This is a genomic window from Mesorhizobium huakuii (assembly GCF_030160235.1).
GTDB classification, from domain to species: Bacteria; Pseudomonadota; Alphaproteobacteria; order Rhizobiales; family Rhizobiaceae; genus Mesorhizobium; species Mesorhizobium huakuii.
The window spans coordinates 54,213-73,283 of the sequence record NZ_BSNY01000023.1; the positions used below are offsets into that span (position 1 = coordinate 54,213).

Here is a 19,071-nt window from a genome sequence, read left to right on the forward strand (position 1 = left end):
CATGGCCGCGACCGGGACCGGCACCCGGGCCGCCACCCCGGCAGCCGGCTGGGCCGGTTCGGGTCAAGCTCGCGCCGGCGATTCCGTCGATTGGGTCACGCGCTTCGGCCTGGTCGCGACGGTGGCTTTGCTGTTCGCCATCTCCGGCGGCATGCTGTGGCTGGTGGGCTACAATTACGATGGCCTGACCGGCAACCCGGCGACCAAGATCCATACGTCGACCTATCTGCTCGTGCTGGTGTTTGCCTGGCGCGCCTGCACCTTCGGCAATCCGGTCGGCTATATGGTGGCCGTCGCCGACCGGCGGCCGGCCAGCACGCTGATGGCGGTCATCTCGATCGTGCTCCTGGTGGTCGTCGTCGCCAGGCAGCGTCCCGGCATGGCCGGCATGATCGACACTTTCGTGGCGCCGGCGCTGCTGGTGATGATGCTGGCCGAGGACGACGACAGGACATTTGCCCGGATGCAGACCGTCGTTCACGGCATCATGACCGTGAACGCGCTGCTCGCCCTGTTCGAGTTCGCCACCAAGACGCTGATCTTTCCCTATCGCCTCGACGGCGAGGTGTTCATGAGCGATCTGCGCTCGACGGCGCTTCAGGGCCATCCGCTGTCCAATGCCACGGTCACCTCGATCTATGTGCTGGCGCTGCTCTCCGGTTCGAGATCCCTGTCCATGCCGCTGCGGCTCGGACTGATCGGCCTGCAATTTGCGGCTCTCGTCGCCTTTGGCGGCCGCTCGGCGATGGTGCTGACCATCGTGCTCGGCGGCTGCTACCTGCTCATCCAGGGGCTGCGCGGCTTGCGCACGGGGCGCGTCAACCTGCTTGGCGCGGCGCTCGGCCTGATCCTTGCCGCGCTGGTGCCGGTGGTCATCGCGGTCGCGGCGGCATACGGCTTTTTCGACGCGCTGCTCGAGCGCTTCGTCTCGGACTCCGGCAGCGCCAATGCCCGCGTCGAGATGTTCGAACTGTTCAAACATTTCGAACTGCGCGACCTGATCGTCGGGCCGGACATCGATCTCATCGAAAGCCTGCGCCGCATCAGCGGCCTCGAACAAGGCATCGAGAACCCGATCATCCGCATGGTGCTCTACCAGGGCGCCTTCTTCACCTTGCTGTTGTTTGTCGGCTTCGCGCTGTTCATGCACGAAGTGGCGCGCCGCTGCCATGCCGGCATCTGGCTGCTGATGCTGGGCTGGCTGATCCTGCTCAACACCTCCGAAAGCCTGGCGTCGAAGACGACGCTGATGACCAAATTCGTGGTGATCGCGCTGGTGCTGTACCGGCCGGCAAGAGGTGTGGTGGGGCAGAGGGTGCAAGCCGGGCGCGGACCAGCAGACGTCCAGCGACAGGGCCTGCCTCGCCGTCGTTAGCGTCATGCTCCTCGCGCTTCGTCGTCACCCTAAACGCTAGGCTCAGAGACGCCGCCATTCCTCAGAGTTGATGACGAAGGCAGGGAAGCTTTCGGCTAGTCTCGACGGTCGGCGCTATCTTCGTCGCGGCCCTGGATTCCAGGCGCCCAGTCGCAAAAAGTGCTCCCAGAAAAAGTCTGACGCGGTTGCCTGGAACGAGAAGATTGCGCAGGAGATTCGTGGCAAGGGTGGAGCAGTTTGGACCAGCCTTCGAGACCCGACCCGTGCAGATGAAGCCGTTTCTCCTCGCCTCCGCATCAACCCTCGCACTCCTCGCCGCGCCCGCGGTGGCGCGAGCCGCTTGCCCACAACTGTCCCTCAACGATCAGACCTACACCAATGCGACGGCGGGCTGCTTCGTCCGTACGAGCGGCGCTGTCGACCTGACCAACACCAATACGGGCATGATCGGCGCCGTTTGGGATACGGCGAGCACCGACACCACGACGATCGACAATGCCGGCTCGATCAGCGGTTCCCAGGCAATACGGTTGCAAGGAACGCTGACCCTGACCAATCGCTCGGGCGCGACCATCCTTGGATCGAACGGAGCCATATATGTGGGCTCCAGTGGCGTCACCACGATCGTCAACGATGGCAGGATCGAAGGCAGGTACGCCCTCGATGGGGACCGCTACCTTGACCTGACGAACACCGGGGTCATGGCGGGGCAGGTATTCGGCATCGACGGCTACACGGTGAAGGCGACCAATTCCGGCACGATCTCGGGCGGCTCCTTCGCCCTCAGGGCCATCGGCGACCTGACCCTCCGCAATTCGGGCGACATCGTCGCGAACACCAACCCATCGCCCAACAGCGCGGCTGTCAGGGCCTGGGGCGGCACCACCGCGATCACGAATTCGGGGCGCATCTGGAGCGACAGCGGCTACGGCATCCACGCGGAAGTTTACATAAAGAACACTCCGGTCGGCTCTTTCAACTTGACCAACACCGGCACGATCGGCGGCAACATCGGAGTCTATACCGCCTCCAACATGGTCAGCACTGTCAGCGCGACCATTGTCAATTCCGGCAGGATTTCGGGCTATTCGGCCGCCATTTCAACAGGCGGCGACCTGACACTCGACAATTCGGGCCAGATCTACTCCATCGGCAATTCGGGCGATTGGGATGGTGTCGCGGCCCACGGCGTCACCACGAAGATCATCAATTCGGGCAGCATCGACAGCTATGGCGTCTACGGCACGGGCATCGTCGCCGACAGCACCGACGCCGACGCGTCCCTGGCGTTGGCCAATAGCGGCACGATCACCGCCACGTTCGGCGTCGCCTCGCACGTCGCCACGACGACGATCGACAATTCCGGAACCATCACCGGTACGGGGGGCGCTGGCGTCTACGCGGATAGCGCGGCCGCCAACGCGTCCCTGAAGTTGACCAACAGCAACAGCGGCAGGGTCACCGGCGAGTACGGTGTCGATTCGCTGCTCGCCACGACGACGATCGACAATTCGGGAACCATCACCGGGGTGAACGGCGCTGCCGTCTATGCCGGGGATACGGCCGCCGGCTCGTCTCTGGCGTTGGTCAACCGCGGCACCATCACCGGCCACGGAGGCGTCTCTTCGCGAGCCGCCACGACAACGATCGACAATTCGGGGATCATCGACGTCGTGCCCAGGGCGGCGATGGCGTCTTCGCTTTCAGCACCCTCGCCGATGCGTCGCTCGCGCTGACCAACAGCGGCACGATCGGCGGCATTTACGGCGTCCATTCGCAGGTCGCCACGACAACGATCGACAATTCAGGCACCATCGCCGGCAAGTACCTCTCCGGGTATGGCCTCTATGCCGACAGTCCGGCCGCCAATGCTTCCCTGGCGTTGACCAACAGCGGCAAGATCACCGGCCGGTTCGGCGTCTATTCGCAGGTCGCCACGACGACCATCGACAATTCGGGCTTCATCGGCGGCGACAACGGCCAAGGCGTCTACGCGCGGAGCACAGCCGCCAACGCCTCTCTGGCGTTGACCAACAGCGGCTGGATTTTCGGCTACTACGGCGTCCTTTCGCTCAATGATACGACCACGATCGACAATTCGGGAGAGATTGCCGGCAGGATTGGCGCTGGCGTCTCTGCTCAAAGCACGGCGGCCGACGCGACTCTGGCGTTGACCAACAGCGGCACGATCAGCGGCTCGGTAAGCGGCGTCTCTTCGCAGGTCGCGACGACGACGATCGACAATTCAGGCACCATCGCCGGCTGGCAATACGGCATCTACGCCGATAGCGCCCTCACTTTGACCAATACGGGCCTGATCTCCGGCGGCACCGCCGCGGTGCTGCTGAACAAGGACGGCAACAGCCTTGGCCTGGACAAGGGCGCTCGCTTCGATGGTGTCATCGATTATGCCGGCACCACCGGCAACACCACCCGCTTCGGCCATGGCAGCTGGATCCTCGACGTCGCCAACTACGATGCCGCGGACAACACGATCCTGACCGGCGGCAGCGCCTATGTCGTCAAGGGAAACCAGATCATCGTCGCCGATGGTTCCGCGGTGCAGGCCGGCGCGCGCGGCGCGCTCGACATCACCCGCTCGCTCTCTGGCCTCGCCAGCGACGCCCTCTCGCTGTCGTCGTCGTCCTTGCCGGTCGCCAGTTCCTTCGGCGGCGCGCTCGCCTATGCCGACGACAATGCCGTCGACCGGGGATTTACCTCTGCGGCGCTGGCCGGCTCAGGCCAGGACAGTGCTTTCTCGCGCTTCTCGAACGGCGCCGTCGGCGACACCGCCGGCAACATCGTCTGGTCGCGCGTCCTGGCCGGGCGGAGCGTCGCTTCGCAGGACGCGGCCAGTGCCGCCTCCTGGATGAATTTCGTCGGCGCCGCCTTCGGCGGCGATCATCGCTTCTCGGACACGCTGCGCCTCGGCGGCTTCTTCGGTCTCGCGGACAGCCGCACCGAGACCGGCGGCGATTCCTCGCTCAAGTCCAAATGGTACTATGCAGGGCTCTATGGCAGCTGGTCGCCCGGTGCGGCCTTTGTCGAGGGGAATCTTACCGGTGGCTATGCCGAAAACCGTTCCGAGCGCATGGTCACCAGCGGCCTCGCCACTGAAACGGCCAGCGGCGACTATGGCTCGACTTTCGTCTCGCCCGAGCTCGCCCTTGGCTATCGTGTCGCCCTGCAGCCCGGTGTCAGCCTGACGCCGCAACTGCGCGTCCGCTATCTCGGCGTCGACGCCGAGGGCTACGGCGAAACCGGCTCCAGCGCCGACATGACGGTGTCCGCGCACTATACCGGCTTCCTGGAGGAGCGGGCGCTGGCCAAGCTTGAATTCGACAATGAGCGCTGGAGCCTCTTCAGCACACTCGGCGTCGTCGCCCTGCAGCGCGTCCAGGGCTCCGGCACGGATGTCAGCCTTCTCGGCATCGCCTCGACCGTGGCGGAAGGCGACACCAACCTCTTCGGCGTCAGCTTTGGTCTCGGTGGCAACTGGAAGATGACCGACACCGTCTCGCTCTACGGCGCCGTCAACGGCACGGCCCTGAACAACAATGCCAGCATCGACACCAATATCGGGGTGAAGATGGTGTTCTGAGGGGCTGAGCTCCCACCGTTGGTGTCAGGCTCGACGGCAGGGGCCTATTCCGGCATCCTCAACCCCAGCGCCTCGACCATCGCCGGGTCCAGCGCGCGCGTGGTGTCGTCCATCATGCCCATGCCGTCGAAGAGGTCCCAGAAGGCCCAGGGGAAGCCGGCCGCCTCGGCGCTCTGGCGGACATCGGAAATGTAGCGGGCGCGGTCGGGGTTGGGCGCCGCCACATAACGCGCGTCGGTGCGCAGCGCGCCGAACTCGCCCATGATGACGCGTTCCGGCGCAATGCCGTGGGCATCGGCCCAGGCGCGCGCCTGGCTCAGATATTTGTCGATGAACCAGCGGTCGGGCTTGGCGTCGAAATAGACCTTCAGCACGCGCTCGGTTTCGGCATAGGCGGCCTGCTTGTCCGCTTCGGAGGTCTCGGAATCCTGCGCCATGCGAGCGCGCACGGAGGCCAGCGTCTGTTCGAGCGAGCCGGCGGAGGCCGGCCATGGCACATTGTTCAGCGAACGGTAGACCGGCTCGCGCATCCAGGGCGCACCCTGGTGGCTGAACAGATAGGGCTCGTAGAAGTGGAAGGTGAACAGGATCGGTTCGAAGGCCGCCAGGGGCGCCGGGTCGAGTGCCACGAGCCCGCTGACCATCGAGCCGCAGCCGCCGGTGACGACCAGCGGCAAGGTCCGGGATGATGCCCTGGCCGCCGTCAGCAGGGATGCCTGCACCTGCGACCAGACGTTGGAATCGCAGGACTGCGCCGGTTCGTTGACCGGTTCCAGCGCCACCATGCCCGGCGTGAACCGCGCCAGCCTGCCGGCAAGCTCGCCGATCAGCGCCCGGTAGAGCTCGAAGGCCGGAGCCTCGGTGCTGGAGAGCATGCGATCGGGGTTCCAGTAATGGGTGGCGCCATTGGCCTGGACGTTGACGATGATGCCGAGGCCGGCGGCGAGCGTGGCGGCAACGGCGGCATCCAGCATGGCCAGCAATTTTGCGCGCGTGGTAGCGTCGGCGGCGAGGAACGGGCCGGGATCCACGGGCAGGCGGATGAAATCGAGCCCGGTCTGGCGTAGCCGACCAAGGTCGTCCGGGGTCGGCACCGGCCGCTGCGACTGGAAGGGCGGCCAGTCATAGTCGGTGCGTGGTGCGGGAAATTCGCGTGTCAGCGCGAACCAGGGCCAGGCATTGACGCCGCGGCGGAAACGCCATTCGCCAATGGCGGCAAGGGCGGACGAGGCGGAAAGTGGCGCCAGCGATGCAGCGGCGGGCACCAGCGCTGTCGACAGCGCGGTGGTGAGAAGCCGCCGACGCGACCAGCCCGTCATACCGCGCCGGGCGAGGGGTGGTCGATCGCGGCCGTTCTGGCTGATGTGACGCCAAGAAGCCGATAGGCTTCATTCTCGTAGGCCAGCAGCACATCCTCCCAGCGGAAGGCTTCGCGGGCGCGTGTCCTGGCGGCCTCGCCGCAGGCCTTGACCAGCGCATCATCCTCCATCGCCGTCTGCATCCGCTCGGAGCAGCTTTGCGTGTCGGTGAAATAGATGGCAGCGGCCCCGGCCACCCATCTGTTGTAGGGATTGTCGTGCGCGATCACCATGTTGCCGGCGGCCAGCGCCTCGACCAGCGAAGGGTTGGTGCCGCCGACCGTGTGGCCATGCATATAGGCGCGAGCGTGGTACCTAAGCGCCTTCACCGCCGCCTGGTCGTAGATGGCGCCGGGCAGGACCACCGAGGCGTTCGCCGCCTTGCGGACAGCGACATGATAGGGGATCTGGTCGGACAGCGTGCCCAGCACCACCAGCTTCATGTCGCGCTTGCGGCTGCAGAAGGCCTCGACGATCGGCAGGATGTTGTTGTCGGGCTCGATGCGCGCGATCGAGATCAGGTATTTCCCGGGCTCGAGGCCGAGCGCGCGCACCGGCGCCTCGGGTGCCGATGTCACCGGGTCGGCGCCATAGGCGATGGTGGAAATGGCGCTGCGCGGCCGGCGCGTCGCCAGGTGATCGGCAATGACGGGGTGGTCGGCGACCAGCCGGTGCGAAGCCCAGGCGCCGATCCACTCATTGATCCAGAACCAGGTGCGCGCCGCGCGCCCCCATTTGGGGCGGCGCCACTCGATGCCGTCCATGTTGGTGATGACCTTGCGCCGCATCAGCCTGAGCCAGGTCAGGAAGATCGCGCCATTGTAGCCGAGCACCAGGCAGACGCCGGGCCGGCGCGCGGCGTCGAGCACGCATTGCCAGTCGAACTCCAGCGTCGCGCGCGGGCCTTTCGAGGCGACCTGGACGTGGATGAGGTCGATGCCGCGCCAGCTGTCGAGGCGCACCCTCTGGTCGACCCGCTCGATCTCGTCCTGGCAGTAGACGCCAACCTTCCAGCCGCGTGCGACCAGAAAGAGCGCCAGTTTCTCGGCGAAGGTCTCGAAGCCGCCATGGGCCGCGGGGATGCCGCGCGTTCCCAGGATCAGGATGGAAGGCTGTTCCGGTTTCATGGCTGCTGGCGCTTTCAAATCCGTCCGATCCGCTGTGGAAGGCTGTCCCGTGTCAAAACCGGCCCTGCAATATGCCTGCCAGGTCCGATTCCAGCCATTGTCGCATTCGGGTTGTAAAATATTTGTTCCAACCGCCGGAGTTGTTTCACTATCGGTCAACCTTCCGAACGTATGTGTATCGAAACGAGGCGATGCCGGGGCCAGTCGGCCCGCGAATGAATATATTAGCCCGGCATGAACCTTGCTGATGGACTTCTGCGCGCCAGAATCGGCGGAAGGCGTGCAGCGTCGGTGTGGTGAACCGGATCCAGATCCGTTTCATGACCACACTGAAAACCAGTGAAGTCCAAAGGGGTGTTGGGCTTGACGTTTCCGGTCGCCGGTATGGTCAGGCGGCGGAATCGTCACACCACCCCTGACAGAAAGATGCATGTGAAGATGCGGATTGCCTGCATCCATCAGGGATACGAGCTCTACGGTTCCGACCGCAGCTTCGCGGAGAGCGTGGCGGCGCTGCGCGCCGCGTTTCCGTTGGCCGACATCGAAGTGGTGCTGCCGCGCAGCGGACCGATCGTCGAAATCCTGGAACCCCATGCCAGCCGCATCGTCTTCGAACCGCTCTGGGTGCTGAGACGGCAGGCAATGCTGAGGCTGGCGACCATCGAGATGGCCCGGCTGCCGGTCGCGCTGTGGCGGGCATGGCGGCGCCTCGGCGCTTGCGACCTCGTCTATGTCAACACCTCGATCGTCGCCGACTATGCGCTGGCCTCACGCCTGCTGCCCGCCAAGGCGCTGCTGCACATCCATGAAATTCCCGAAGGCGTGCTGCGCCGGATCCTCGTCGGCCTGATGCACTGGAGCCATGCCGATCTCATCTTCAACTCGAAAGCGACGCGCGATACGTTCGGCGAGCCCAGATCCGCGCGCTCCTACGTTGTCTACAATGGCGTTGCCGGTCCGGCGGCGGCGGAGCCGATGACCTATGACGGCAAGCGCCCGCTGCGGGTGCTGCTGCTGGGCCGCGTCAACCGGATCAAGGGCCAGGAAGTGCTTCTGGAGGCGCTCGCCTCGCTGCCGGCCGAGCTGAAGTCAAGGATCGAGGTGCGGCTGGTCGGCGGCGCCTTCGAAAGCGTCGAGCGCGAGCGCGCCCTGACCGAACTGGTCGAAACCATGGGGCTGAGCGGACATGTCAGCGCCTTGCCCTTCATCCCGGACCCTTCGGAGCATTATCGCTGGGCCGACATCGTGACCGTGCCGTCGCGGCGTCCGGAATCGCTTGGCCGTGTCGCCATCGAGGCGATGGCCTATGGCCGGCCGCCGCTGGTGTCGGCGATCGGCGGGCTGGTCGAAGTGGTCGCCGACGGCGAGACCGGCTGGCATGTTCCGCCAGGCAATGCGGCGGCGTTGGCCGCGAAGTTGCGGGAGATCATCCTCGCCCCCGAGGCCTGGCGCGGTTTCGTCGCCGCCGGGCGCAAGCGCTACGAGACGGTGTTCAGCGAACCGGTCGCCGCGGCCGCGATCGCGGCGATCGCCGCCGACAAGCTGAAGGCTGCCATCGCAAGGCCGGACCGGACGGCAAGCACCCGGCAGGCGGAGACACAGCCGTGAAGTTGCCTTTGCATCTGGTGCGGCGCCTCGTGCTGATGATCGGCGGCGAGGCGATGCAGAGCGGCTTTCATTTCGCGCTCAACATCGCGCTGCTGCACATGCTGTCGGCGCAAGGCTACGGCCTCTTCGCCATCGCCATGGTGATGGGCGGCGTCGGCCTGTCCTATATCAGATCGCTGACTGCCGTTCCCGCCTCGATATGGATGGGCAAGAGCACCAACAGCGCCGGCGTCGACGCCCATGACGTGGCCTTTGGAACGGCAGCGCTGGTGGTGGCGCTGCTGATGGCCGTCGGCACGGCTCTTCTGATGCATCTCCTGGGCGACCCGAGCGGCATTGCGGCCGGCTGCTTCGTCGGCGCATGGTCGCTGCGCAGCCATATGCGCACGGCATTCTTCGCGCGCCGCCAGCAGGTGATCGTCTCCGTCAGCGACGCGGCTTTCACAATCGCCGGCACCGTGTTCGCCGGCCTGGCGATCTGGTACGCCGAGGCCGCGCTGCAGACCGTCTTCTATGCCCTTGCCGCGGCCAACGTGATCGGCATCCTCGTCCTGGCCCGGCTGGCACGCCGCACGCTTCGCATCAGCTTCCGCATGCCGACGCGGCGGCGCTACACCAAACTCTGGCGCCAGCTGTGTTGGTCGGCCTTCAGCGCGACCACCACCAACATCCAGGGGCAGTGCCTGGCTCTGCTGGTGGCCGGCATTGCCGGACCCGCGGCTTACGCGCCGCTGGCGGCGGTGATCGTGCTGTTCGCGCCGCTGCGCATCATCAGTCTTGCTTTCGTCAACATGACGCAGCCGGAGCTCGCCAAGCTGATGCGGCACAATGAAACGCGCCGCGTCTGGTCGCAGGCGAAGATCTGGTCGGTCGTCATGGGGCTCGGCGGCCTGGCCTATGGATGCGCCATCCTGTTCGTCCTGCCGATGATCAAATCCCAGGCTCTGCAGGATGCTTCGGTGGGGTTCATCGGGCTGTTCGTGACGGCCAATTTCATCCCGATCATGCTCTACATCATGCCCCGCATCGTCCTGGAGATCTTCGGCGATTTCCGCATCGTCGCCTTCATCACCATGGGCGGCGCCATCGTCGGGTTGGCGCTGATCGCCATCCTGCTGGCCGTCGCGTCCCCGCCATGGGCGCTGCTGGGCTCCGCGGTCTCCGAGACCTTCGTGCTCGCGGCATCGTGGTATTTCGCGCATCACCGCATGTGGAACATCGAGCATCCGGACCAGCAGCGTAACAGCCGCCTGGGCTCCTGGCGGCGGGCGGTCACGTTCGCCGCGGTAAAGCGATAGGAGATGGATGTGGCTGGCCAGGCGGTGCAAATTGCTACGGTGGATGACGGCTTGCCGGTCGGGGACGCGTCCCGTCCGGTGACCGTTCCCGCGAACGACGCGTATACGGCGCGACTGCACACAAGCCTTGAAGCGGTCAGGCCACTCTGGCTGCGCTTCCAGATGGACGGTGTCTGCACCGCCCACCAGCATTTTGCGTGGGTGGAGGGGATCGTGGCGCGGCTGATGCCGGCAGGCGCGGAGCCGCTCATCGTCGAAGTGAACGACGCGGTGACGGGCGCGCCCTTGATGCTGGTGCCGCTGATGCTGCGATCAGCCTTCCAGCATCGGGTGATCGAGTGGTTGAGCTGTGGCGTGTGCGACTATTCGGCACCGCTGCTGGCGGATGCGGGTGCGTGGACCGCCCAGTCGGCGCAGGCTGCGTGGGCGGCGGTGCGTTCCGTGCTGCCATCGGCGGATCGCTTCCATATCACGGGGATACCGCAGCAGATCAGCGGCGTCGCCAATCCCCTGGCCTTGCTGACGGCCGCGCGCGGTTCCCTCCAGACCACCTTTGGTATTGCCATCGACGGCGACCCGCAAACCGTGCTCAAGCGTCTCTGCAGGCCATCTTTCGTCAAGGAATTCGGCAAGGACTGGCGCCGGCTCGAAAGGCTCGGCGACGTGGAGCTCGTCCAGGCCGGTTCGCCGCAGCAGGTGGAGGAAATCTTCGGCGAACTGGTGCGGATGCGGCTCAGCCGGTTTCGCGAGCTTGGCCGCTTCGACCTGCTGACGCAGAAGGCTGTCGTCGATTTCTACCGTGACGCGGCCATTCAGGGCTTGTCGAACGGTTCGGTGCGGCTCTTCGGCCTGCGTGTCGGCGGGTCCCTGATCGCGGTTCAATACCTGCTTGTCCATCAAGGGACTGTTCATGCTCTGCTGATAGCTATGGACCAGAGCATCGTGCCCAATGTCTCACCCGGACTGGCGATCATTGGCAGGTTGATGAGGTGGGCACGCGAGCAAGACTTCGGCTATTTCGACCTGTCGGTCGGTAACCAGAGCTACAAGGAATATATGGGCGCCAAGGGTTCGGTTCTTGTGGAACTCTGCCACGGGTACACGATGCGGGGCAGGGCGGCGAGCACCGCCATCGATCTACGCAACCGAACCGAGGCTTTCGTGCGATCCAAGCCACGGCTGCTCAACGTGGCCCAGAGACTGATGCGAGGTTTGCGGCGTTCGCGTGGAGGACGTTGAAAGCAGGCCTGAACGACGGAGAAGTACGTGGCAGGCCAGGCAATACGAATAGTCGCGGTGGGGGATGCACCGGGCCAGTCACTTCCCCCGGTCATCGCCGGTTGGGGCGCCGCCGCGCGCTTTGCCGCGCGGCTGCACACCAGCTTCGATTCCGTAAGGCCGCTGTGGCTGCGCCTCGAGGAGACCGGCCTGTGCACGGGCCATCAGGGCCTTGCCTGGGTGGAAGGGATAGCAGACCGGCTGATGCCCAAAAGCGCGGAACTGCTGGTCGTCGAGGTCAACGACGCCGCAACGGGCGCGCCGGTCATGCTGTTGCCGCTGATGCGCCGCCGGGCCATGGGCCATTATGTGATCGAATGGTTGAGCTGCGGCGTGTGCGATTATTCGGCGCCGCTGCTGGCCGATGCGAGACCCTGGACCACGCAGAGCGCCGACGCCGCCTGGGCGGCGGTGCGCGCCGTGCTGCCGCCGACGGACCGCTTCCACATCGCGGGAATTCCGCGAGAGATTCACGGCGTCGCCAATCCGCTGGCGCTGCTTTCGCAGGCCCGCGATTCCATCCAGATCGCTTCGAGCCTGGCCCTGAATGGCGATCCGCAGACGCTGATCAAGCGCATCTGCAAATCGTCCTTCGCCAAGAATTTCCACAAGCACTGCCGCCGCTTCGAACAGATGGGCAAGCTCGATCTGGTCGAAGCCGAGACGCCCGAGATGGTGGAGGCGCATTTCGCGACGCTGCTCGAGCTCAGGCTCAACCGCTTCCGCGAGCTCGGGCGCTTCGACCTCCTGACGCAGGCGCCGGTCGTCGATTTCTACCGCAACGCCGCCTTGCAGGGCCTGTCCGACGGCTCGGTGCGGCTGTTTGGGCTGCGTGTCGGTGAAGCCTATCTCGCCGTCATGTACGTGCTTGTCATGAAGGGCACCTTGCACGCGCTTCTGCTCGGGATCGACCAGGACGCGGTGGCGAACGCCTCGCCAGGCCTGACGACGATCGGCAAGCTGATGATGTGGGGGGTGGCGCAGGGGCTCGACTGTTTCGACCTGTCGGTCGGCAGCCAGGGCTACAAGCAGCATATCGGCGCTTCGAGCGCGGTGCTGGCCGAGCTGTGCGAGGCGGTGACGCTGAAGGGCAGGGGCTCGACCGCCTATATCAAGCTGCGCGGGAAGACCGAGCTTTTCGTGCGCTCGAAGCCCGGGCTGTATAAGACCGTGCAGGGCGTGATGCGGCGGTTTCGGCGATTGAAGAATTGAAGAATTGAAGAATTGAGGAACGGCTCCCGAAGCGGCTTCGGGAGCAGGAATTGATGGCCGTGCGCGGCGACGTAACGGTTCACAGTATTTCGGTGTCGAAGAGCAGCATCGTCACCAGATCCTCATCCCCGGCGAACTTTCGCCGGTCCTCCGCGCAGGCGCGGCCGATCTCGCTGGCAAAAGCCGTGCGAATGGCCTCCATGCTGTCGAAATAGAGGATGGCGACCCTGTAGGGCGTCTCGCCCGGCAGGACGTTCATGATCGGCGACCGGCTGATCTCGTAGCGCTGCAGTCCGGGCAATTGCTTGGCCAGCGGCACATGGATGTCGTGGTAATGGCGCTCGAAGGCCGCCGGATCGGCGGGGGTTTTGTAGATGACAAGCATCTTGGCCATGATGGTGCTCCCAGTTTGAGGTGATCGCGCCTCGCCGGCGCCGCACCAATGTCGTTCGCCGGGAGCGGATTTCGACACGGATACGGGATTTTCGCAGGACCGACGGCATGGCTTCGGCGCCAGAAGATAGTCCGCGCCTCGCCATCCTGGCCGCCGGCCGGTGCCTGCATGGCGGCGCGCTTGATCCATGTCAAAGCGGATCGGCGTCGATGCTTCTATCTGGTCCAGTGTCTTGGGAAGGACACAAGGCGGTGGGTGGTTCCGGGCCGGCAAGCTGAAAACAGCTCCGGTCCGGACTGCCTGTCCCGAGCCATGGCCGATGCCCGGATGCCTCATGTTTTGATTCAGTTCCGCGCGCAAGCACCTTCAAAAATCTGGCAAAACTTAACCGAACTGCAACGCAAGGTCTCTATAGGGTTGTGTGAGGGATAAGAAACCAAGGGCTAGCAATGCCATCAATCGTTTCCCGTTTCATGCGGGATGAAACCGGTGCGACAGCCGTCGAGTATGGCCTGATCGCCGCCCTCATCGCGCTCGCCATCATCGCCGGCGCCGGTGCGCTCGGCAATGCGATCAACGCCAAGTTCACGAAAATCGGCAACACGCTCAACAGCAGCGGGTCGTAACCGTCGGCCACGGCCCGCGAAATTGACAGGACAGCCCGTCTCCGTCATCCTTGAGCCAGTCGCCTGATGTGTAGGGCGACCGAGGGCAGCGTTATGTTCAGTCCCGTCACCAGCCAGAATGCCAAGCGCGCCGCTGTGCGCAAGGCGCTCGACGCCCACAAGGTCTACATCACCGCGCAGAGCTTTTCGGACGGCGCCTACCGTGCACGCGTACTGGTCGACGGCGAGGCCTACTGGGTGGATGAGTTCCGGCTCGCCCAGCTGCGGCAGGGCCTGTCGCCGGCCGAGCTCGAGCTGACGCCGGCTGCCGACGATTGAGAGCGTGACTTCCATCCGTTCCGGAACGCGGCGGTTGCTCCTGCTTGCCAAGCGCTTCGGGCGCTGACCCATGCCCGCTCCCGCCAAACTCAAAACCTACCGCGCCAAGCGCGAATTCTCCAAGACGCCGGAACCGGCCGGCGGGCTGGTCAGCGGCGACGGCAACCGCTTCGTCGTCCACAAGCACCACGCCACGGCGGACCATTATGATCTGCGCCTGCAGGTCGGCGATGTGCTGAAGAGCTGGGCGGTTCCGCGCGGGCCCTCGCTCAACCCGGCCGACAAGAGGCTGGCGGTCGAGACCGAGGACCATCCACTCGAATATATCGACTTCGAGGGCGTCATTCCCGAGGGGGAGTATGGCGGCGGGCCGATGATCGTCTGGGACACCGGCACCTGGGCGCCGATGGAGGATGTCGAGAAGAGCCTGCGCACCGGCGCCTTCAAGTTCCGGCTCGCCGGCGAAAAGCTCAATGGCGGCTGGATGCTGACCCGCCTGAAGCCCAAGCCCGGCGAGGACGAGAACAAGAAGAACTGGCTGCTGTTCAAGGAGCGCGACCTCGCCGCCGACACGGCGCTGAACATTCTGGAAGCGCGGCCGGAAAGCGTGAAATCCGGATTGCGCATCGAGGAACTGGCGGCCGCCGCGAAACCGGCCGCGAAGTCAGCGCCAAGACCGGGCTCCCTGAAGCCCGGCGAACTGCCTGGCGCGGTGAAGGCGCCGGCGCTCAGCCGCATCGAGCCGCAGCTGGCGACGCAGGTTCCGAAGCCGCCGGGCGGCGAAGGCCCGGCCGAGAAGACCAACGAGCTCTGGCTGCACGAGATCAAGTTCGACGGCTACCGCACCATGGCGCATCTTTCCGACGGGCAGGTGCGGCTGATCACCCGAGGCGGCATCGACTGGACGAAGCGCTATGGCGACCTGCCGCATGCCTTCGCCAAACTGCCCTGCCGCGAGGCGATCATCGATGGCGAGATCGTCGTGCTCGACGCCAAGGGCATCAGCCGCTTCGCGTTGTTGCAGGACGCGCTCGCCGAGGGTGCCGGCAGCAAGCTGCATTTCTATGCCTTCGACCTGCTGCATCTCGACGGCTGGGATTTGCTGAAGGCACCGCTGATCCGGCGCAAGGCGCTGCTGGCCGAGCTGCTTGGCGGGCTCGGGGCGAATTCCGCCATCCAGTTCTCCGACCATGTCGACGGCTCGGGGCAGGGGCTGTATGACCAGGCGACGGAGCTCGGGCTCGAAGGCGTCGTCTCCAAGCGCGCCAGCGCGATCTACCAGAGCGGCCGCACCAAGAGCTGGACCAAGTGCAAGGCGCTGCAGAAGGACGATTTCGTCATCGCGGGTTACACAACCTCGCAAGCGGCGGAAGGGCTGGCCGCACTCGGCATGGCCGAATGGCAGGACGGCGAGCTGCACTATCGCGGCAAGGTCGGCACCGGCTTCGATGCCGAGACGGCAGCCGACCTGCTCGCCCGGCTGGAGCCGCTGACATCGGGCGCCACGGCGCCGGAAGGCGTGCCGCGCGAAATCATGCGCGAGATGCACTGGGTGAAGCCGCTGTTTTCGGCGCGCATCCACTACGCCAACCGCACGGCGGACAATGCGTTGCGCCACGGCGTGTTTCGCGGCCTGCGGGATGTCGGCCTGTCGACGCCGGTCTCGGCCAAGCGCAAGCGGCTGATCTCGGAGGCGGATCTCGCCACCATCTGGGTGACCAATCCGCAGCGGCGGCTGTTCGGCAAGACCGGGCCGACCAAGCTCGATATCGCCGTCTACTACGCGCTGGTCGGCGACTTCATGCTGCCGCACATACTCGGCCGCCCGGTGTCGCTGGTGCGCTGCCCGACCGGCCTGCCAAAGGACTGTTTCTTCCAGCGCCACGCCTTCACCGGCATGCCGCCCTCGGTGGTGACGTTCCAGGCGACCAATTCCGAGGGCGAGACCAAGTCCTATCTCTCCGTCGAAGGGGCAAAAGGCTATCTGGCGCTGGCGCAGTTCGGCGTCGTCGAGTTCCACACCTGGGGCACGCACCGCACCAGCCTCGACAAACCCGACCAGATCGTCTTCGACCTCGACCCGGGCGAGGGGATTTCGTGGCGCGAGGTGGTCGAGGCCGCCGTCCACATCAAGGGCGAGCTGGAGGGGCTCGGGCTGGTGCCGTTCGCCAAGACGTCCGGAGGCAGCGGCATCCACATCACCGTGCCGGTGACGCCCAGGCAGAACTGGAAGAAGCTGCACCAGGCGACCAGCGCCATCTCCACGCATCTGGCGGCGACCGCGCCCGACACATTCACCACCACCATGGGCAAGGAAAACCGCAAGAAGCGCATCTTCATCGACTATCACCGCAACGCGCGCGGCCACACCTCTGCGGCGCCCTATTCGCTGCGCGCCCGCACCAATTTGCCGGCCTCGACGCCGGTGAGTTGGAGCGATCTGGAGGCGATCGATGCGCCACAGGACCTGAACTATTCCTCGCTGCCGGGGCTGCTGGAGACGTCGGGCGATCCGTGGGCGGACATCGAGGATTTTGCGCGGGATTTGCCGGTGTTTGAGGGGGCGAGAAAGTAGTCGTGAGATGAAGGCGGCCGCGATCCGTGGGCCTGCCGGCGTCTCTCAATTCCAGGTCCATCGACGCTTCCGACAATTTGAATTATTCTCTCCAAACGACCTCAAGGACGCATCGGAAGATTTCGTCAGGGATTTGCCGGTATTGTGCGGGGTCGGTGTAGGATTTGCGCAGCCTCGTTCGTCCTTCGGACGAAAAGCGCTGCAGAGAGCATGATGCCGAGGTCATGCTCAGTTCAAAAATGTCAGTGCATGGCCGCGTAGGAGTGTATCATGGCGCCCAGGGCAAGTTGGAAGGGTTATCTCAAGCTCAGCCTCGTCAGCTGTCCGGTCCGGCTCTATCCGGCGACGACGACCAGCGAGCGCATCTCGTTCAATCAGCTACACAAGAAGACGCATAACCGCATCAACATGAAGCCGGTCGATCCCGAACTCGGGCTCGTCGAACGCTCGGACCTGGTCAAGGGCTACGAGTACGAGGACAAGCAGTACATCATCATCGACGATGCCGACCTCGACGCGGTCAGGATCGAATCCAACCACACGATGAACATCGAGGCCTTCGTCGACGAGGGCGAGGTCGATGTCATCTACCAGGACGCGCCCTACTACCTGGCGCCGGATGGGGCCATGGCGGAGGAGACCTTCGCCGTGCTGCGCGAAGCCATGCGCAAATCCGGCAAGCTGGCGATCGCGCGGCTGGTCCTGTCCAGCCGCGAGCGGGTGGTGACGATCGGCGCGCGCGAGAACGGCATGTTCGTGTGCACATTGAGGAACCCGAACGAAGTGCGCGGCACGGCTGAATATTTCGGCAACATCCCGGCCGGCAAACCCGATCCGGAAATGCTCGAGCTCGCCGAAGCGCTGATCAAGCAGAAGGAAACCACCTTCGACCCGAAGAATTACGAGGACCGCTACGAGATCGCGCTGATGGCGATGATCCGCGAGAAGCTCAAGGGCCACAAGCCGATCATCGCGGCCGCGCCCGAGCGCGGCAATGTCATCAACCTGATGGATGCGCTGAAGGCCAGCCTGTCGCAGTCGAAGCCGCCGGCCAAGTCGAAGAGCAAGGCCGACGAAGTGGCGGCCAAACCCGCCGCCAAGAAGGCGGCTGTGGGCGGCGCGCCTGAGAATCCGCTGAAGGCCAGTCTGCTCAAGGCGGTCGGCAAGAGCAAGAAATGACGGCACCGGCCGTTTCGGTTCCGGGAGCCGTTTTCGGTACCATTGGCGCGCTGGCGGCGTTCCCCTTGCGGCTCGCCGCGCGTGAGGTCGAGCGCCAGCACGGCCAGCTGAGGCGCGGCATCACCAGGCGCACGACGCATGTCGTGTTCGGCAGGACGGTGTTGGCCAAGGCCGGACTGACGAAAAGCGGCGATGCCGGGATCGAGCGCCGCGTCGCCGCCGAGCGCGCCGCCGGGCGCACGCTGATCAGCGAGAACGGTTTTTTGCGCCTGCTCGGCCTGATGAAGGCGCCGGAGGCGTCGTCACTGTCCAGGCAATCGCTGATCGAGCAGTCGCGGCTGCCCGGCGCCGACCTCGATCTGCTGTCGCTGTTCGATGCCTTCGAACATGATTGCGAACCCTATTCCTTTCGCGATCTGATCCTGGCGCGCAAATATGCCGGGCTGGTGGCCGGCGGTGCCAGTTGGGGCGCGATCGCGCGTTCCGTGCACCGCTCCGGCCCGGTCGCCTCGCTCACCGCCAAATCGCTCAATGTCGGCTCGCAGCACGGCCGTCCCGACGCGATCTATCTCGAAGGCGGCCAGAGCGAGCTCGACGGGCAATTGCTGTTCGATCTGGGCGCCGCACAAGGCGACGACACGCTGGAAGATCTGTTTGCCGAGGCCGAAGCGGCGGAGGAGGGCGGCGATCATGAACGTGCTGCCGCCCTTTACCAGCGCTGCCTCGCCATCGACCCGAGCGACGCCATCGCCGCCTTCAACCGCGCCAACTGCCTGCGCGCCGGCGGCCATGCGGCGGATGCAGCGCATGATTATGCCAGGGCGATAAAGCTCGATCCGGCCTTTGTCGAAGCCTGGTTCAATCTCGCCGGGCTGATGAGCGAGCAGGGCCGCGACACCTCGGCGCGACGGCATTTGCAGAAGGCGATCGCGCTCGACAGGAATTATGCCGATCCGGTGTTCAATCTGGCCAGGCTGGAATTCGACGCCGGCAATCTGCCGGAAGCGCGGCGGCTGTGGGTGCGCTACCTGGAGCTCGATGCGGATAGCGAATGGGCCGGGGTGGCGGCCAAAGGCGTGCAGTTCGTGGATATGCAACTGGCGCGGACGGCGGGGTGAGGGG

Annotated in this window: 15 protein-coding genes; 12 read left to right on the plus strand and 3 right to left on the minus strand. The window is 65.2% G+C overall.

Translation table 11 applies throughout. The annotated features are described in order from the left end of the window. Position 1 precedes the first annotated feature (1 nt). From QQK95_RS12600 to QQK95_RS12610, 3 genes are all read left to right on the plus strand, one after another. Positions 2-1,375: a VpsF family polysaccharide biosynthesis protein gene (locus QQK95_RS12600; RefSeq protein ID WP_284272746.1), complete on the plus strand. Its 1,374-nt coding sequence runs from the start codon at positions 2-4 to the stop codon at positions 1,373-1,375. A gap of 269 nt (positions 1,376-1,644) precedes the next feature. Further along, complete coding sequence (locus QQK95_RS12605) at positions 1,645-3,111, plus strand: hypothetical protein (protein WP_284272748.1); 1,467 nt, start codon at positions 1,645-1,647, stop codon at positions 3,109-3,111. Between the two features lie 146 nt (positions 3,112-3,257). Continuing rightward, positions 3,258-4,976 (plus strand): autotransporter family protein, encoded by a 1,719-nt coding sequence (locus tag QQK95_RS12610; protein WP_284272750.1) that lies wholly within the window; start codon positions 3,258-3,260, stop codon positions 4,974-4,976. Between the two features lie 44 nt (positions 4,977-5,020). Here QQK95_RS12610 and QQK95_RS12615 read toward each other — a convergent pair whose 3' ends face one another. Together QQK95_RS12615 and QQK95_RS12620 are read right to left on the minus strand one after the other, a co-directional pair. Then, on the minus strand, positions 5,021-6,295 hold the full coding sequence (locus QQK95_RS12615; protein ID WP_284272752.1) for a glycoside hydrolase family 5 protein: 1,275 nt from the start codon (positions 6,293-6,295) through the stop codon (positions 5,021-5,023). Continuing rightward, a complete protein-coding gene (locus QQK95_RS12620; RefSeq protein WP_284272753.1) occupies positions 6,292-7,461 on the minus strand; it encodes a DUF1972 domain-containing protein in 1,170 nt (389 codons plus the stop codon). The genes QQK95_RS12615 and QQK95_RS12620 overlap by 4 nt, the downstream gene beginning before the upstream one ends. A 339-nt stretch (positions 7,462-7,800) precedes the next feature. Between QQK95_RS12620 and QQK95_RS12625 the strand changes: the two genes are divergently transcribed. From QQK95_RS12625 to QQK95_RS12640, 4 genes are read left to right on the plus strand one after another with little or no spacing between them, the layout of a single operon-like run. Beyond that, positions 7,801-9,069 (plus strand): glycosyltransferase family 4 protein, encoded by a 1,269-nt coding sequence (locus QQK95_RS12625; RefSeq protein ID WP_284272754.1) that lies wholly within the window; start codon positions 7,801-7,803, stop codon positions 9,067-9,069. Beyond that, entirely contained in the window at positions 9,066-10,367 is a 1,302-nt protein-coding gene (locus QQK95_RS12630; protein WP_284272755.1) for an MATE family efflux transporter, read from the plus strand. The genes QQK95_RS12625 and QQK95_RS12630 overlap by 4 nt, the downstream gene beginning before the upstream one ends. 3 nt (positions 10,368-10,370) lie before the next feature. Then, positions 10,371-11,606 carry a GNAT family N-acetyltransferase gene (locus QQK95_RS12635; RefSeq protein ID WP_284272757.1) on the plus strand — a complete coding sequence of 412 codons (1,236 nt, stop codon included), beginning with the start codon at positions 10,371-10,373 and terminating at the stop codon, positions 11,604-11,606. 27 nt (positions 11,607-11,633) lie between these two features. Then, entirely contained in the window at positions 11,634-12,857 is a 1,224-nt protein-coding gene (locus QQK95_RS12640; RefSeq protein WP_284272759.1) for a GNAT family N-acetyltransferase, read from the plus strand. A gap of 79 nt (positions 12,858-12,936) precedes the next feature. On the opposite strand, the gene QQK95_RS12645 is transcribed toward QQK95_RS12640, so the two are convergent. Next, positions 12,937-13,251, minus strand: a complete 315-nt coding sequence (locus tag QQK95_RS12645; RefSeq protein ID WP_284272761.1) for an EthD family reductase — start codon at positions 13,249-13,251, stop codon at positions 12,937-12,939. Between the two features lie 449 nt (positions 13,252-13,700). Between QQK95_RS12645 and QQK95_RS12650 the strand changes: the two genes are divergently transcribed. From QQK95_RS12650 to QQK95_RS12670, 5 genes are all read left to right on the plus strand, one after another. Further along, a complete protein-coding gene (locus QQK95_RS12650) occupies positions 13,701-13,877 on the plus strand; it encodes a Flp family type IVb pilin (protein ID WP_284272763.1) in 177 nt (58 codons plus the stop codon). A 93-nt stretch (positions 13,878-13,970) separates the two neighbouring features. Continuing rightward, positions 13,971-14,195, plus strand: a complete 225-nt coding sequence (locus QQK95_RS12655; protein WP_284272764.1) for a hypothetical protein — start codon at positions 13,971-13,973, stop codon at positions 14,193-14,195. 70 nt (positions 14,196-14,265) lie between these two features. Next, on the plus strand, positions 14,266-16,770 hold the full coding sequence (gene ligD, locus QQK95_RS12660) for a DNA ligase D (protein ID WP_284272766.1): 2,505 nt from the start codon (positions 14,266-14,268) through the stop codon (positions 16,768-16,770). Positions 16,771-17,040: 270 nt separating this feature from the next. Next, positions 17,041-17,949: a non-homologous end joining protein Ku gene (gene ku / locus QQK95_RS12665; protein ID WP_284272768.1), complete on the plus strand. Its 909-nt coding sequence runs from the start codon at positions 17,041-17,043 to the stop codon at positions 17,947-17,949. Next, positions 17,946-19,067 carry a tetratricopeptide repeat protein gene (locus QQK95_RS12670; protein WP_284272769.1) on the plus strand — a complete coding sequence of 374 codons (1,122 nt, stop codon included), beginning with the start codon at positions 17,946-17,948 and terminating at the stop codon, positions 19,065-19,067. Before ku ends, QQK95_RS12670 begins: the two co-directional genes overlap by 4 nt. The last annotated feature ends 4 nt before the right edge of the window (positions 19,068-19,071 follow it).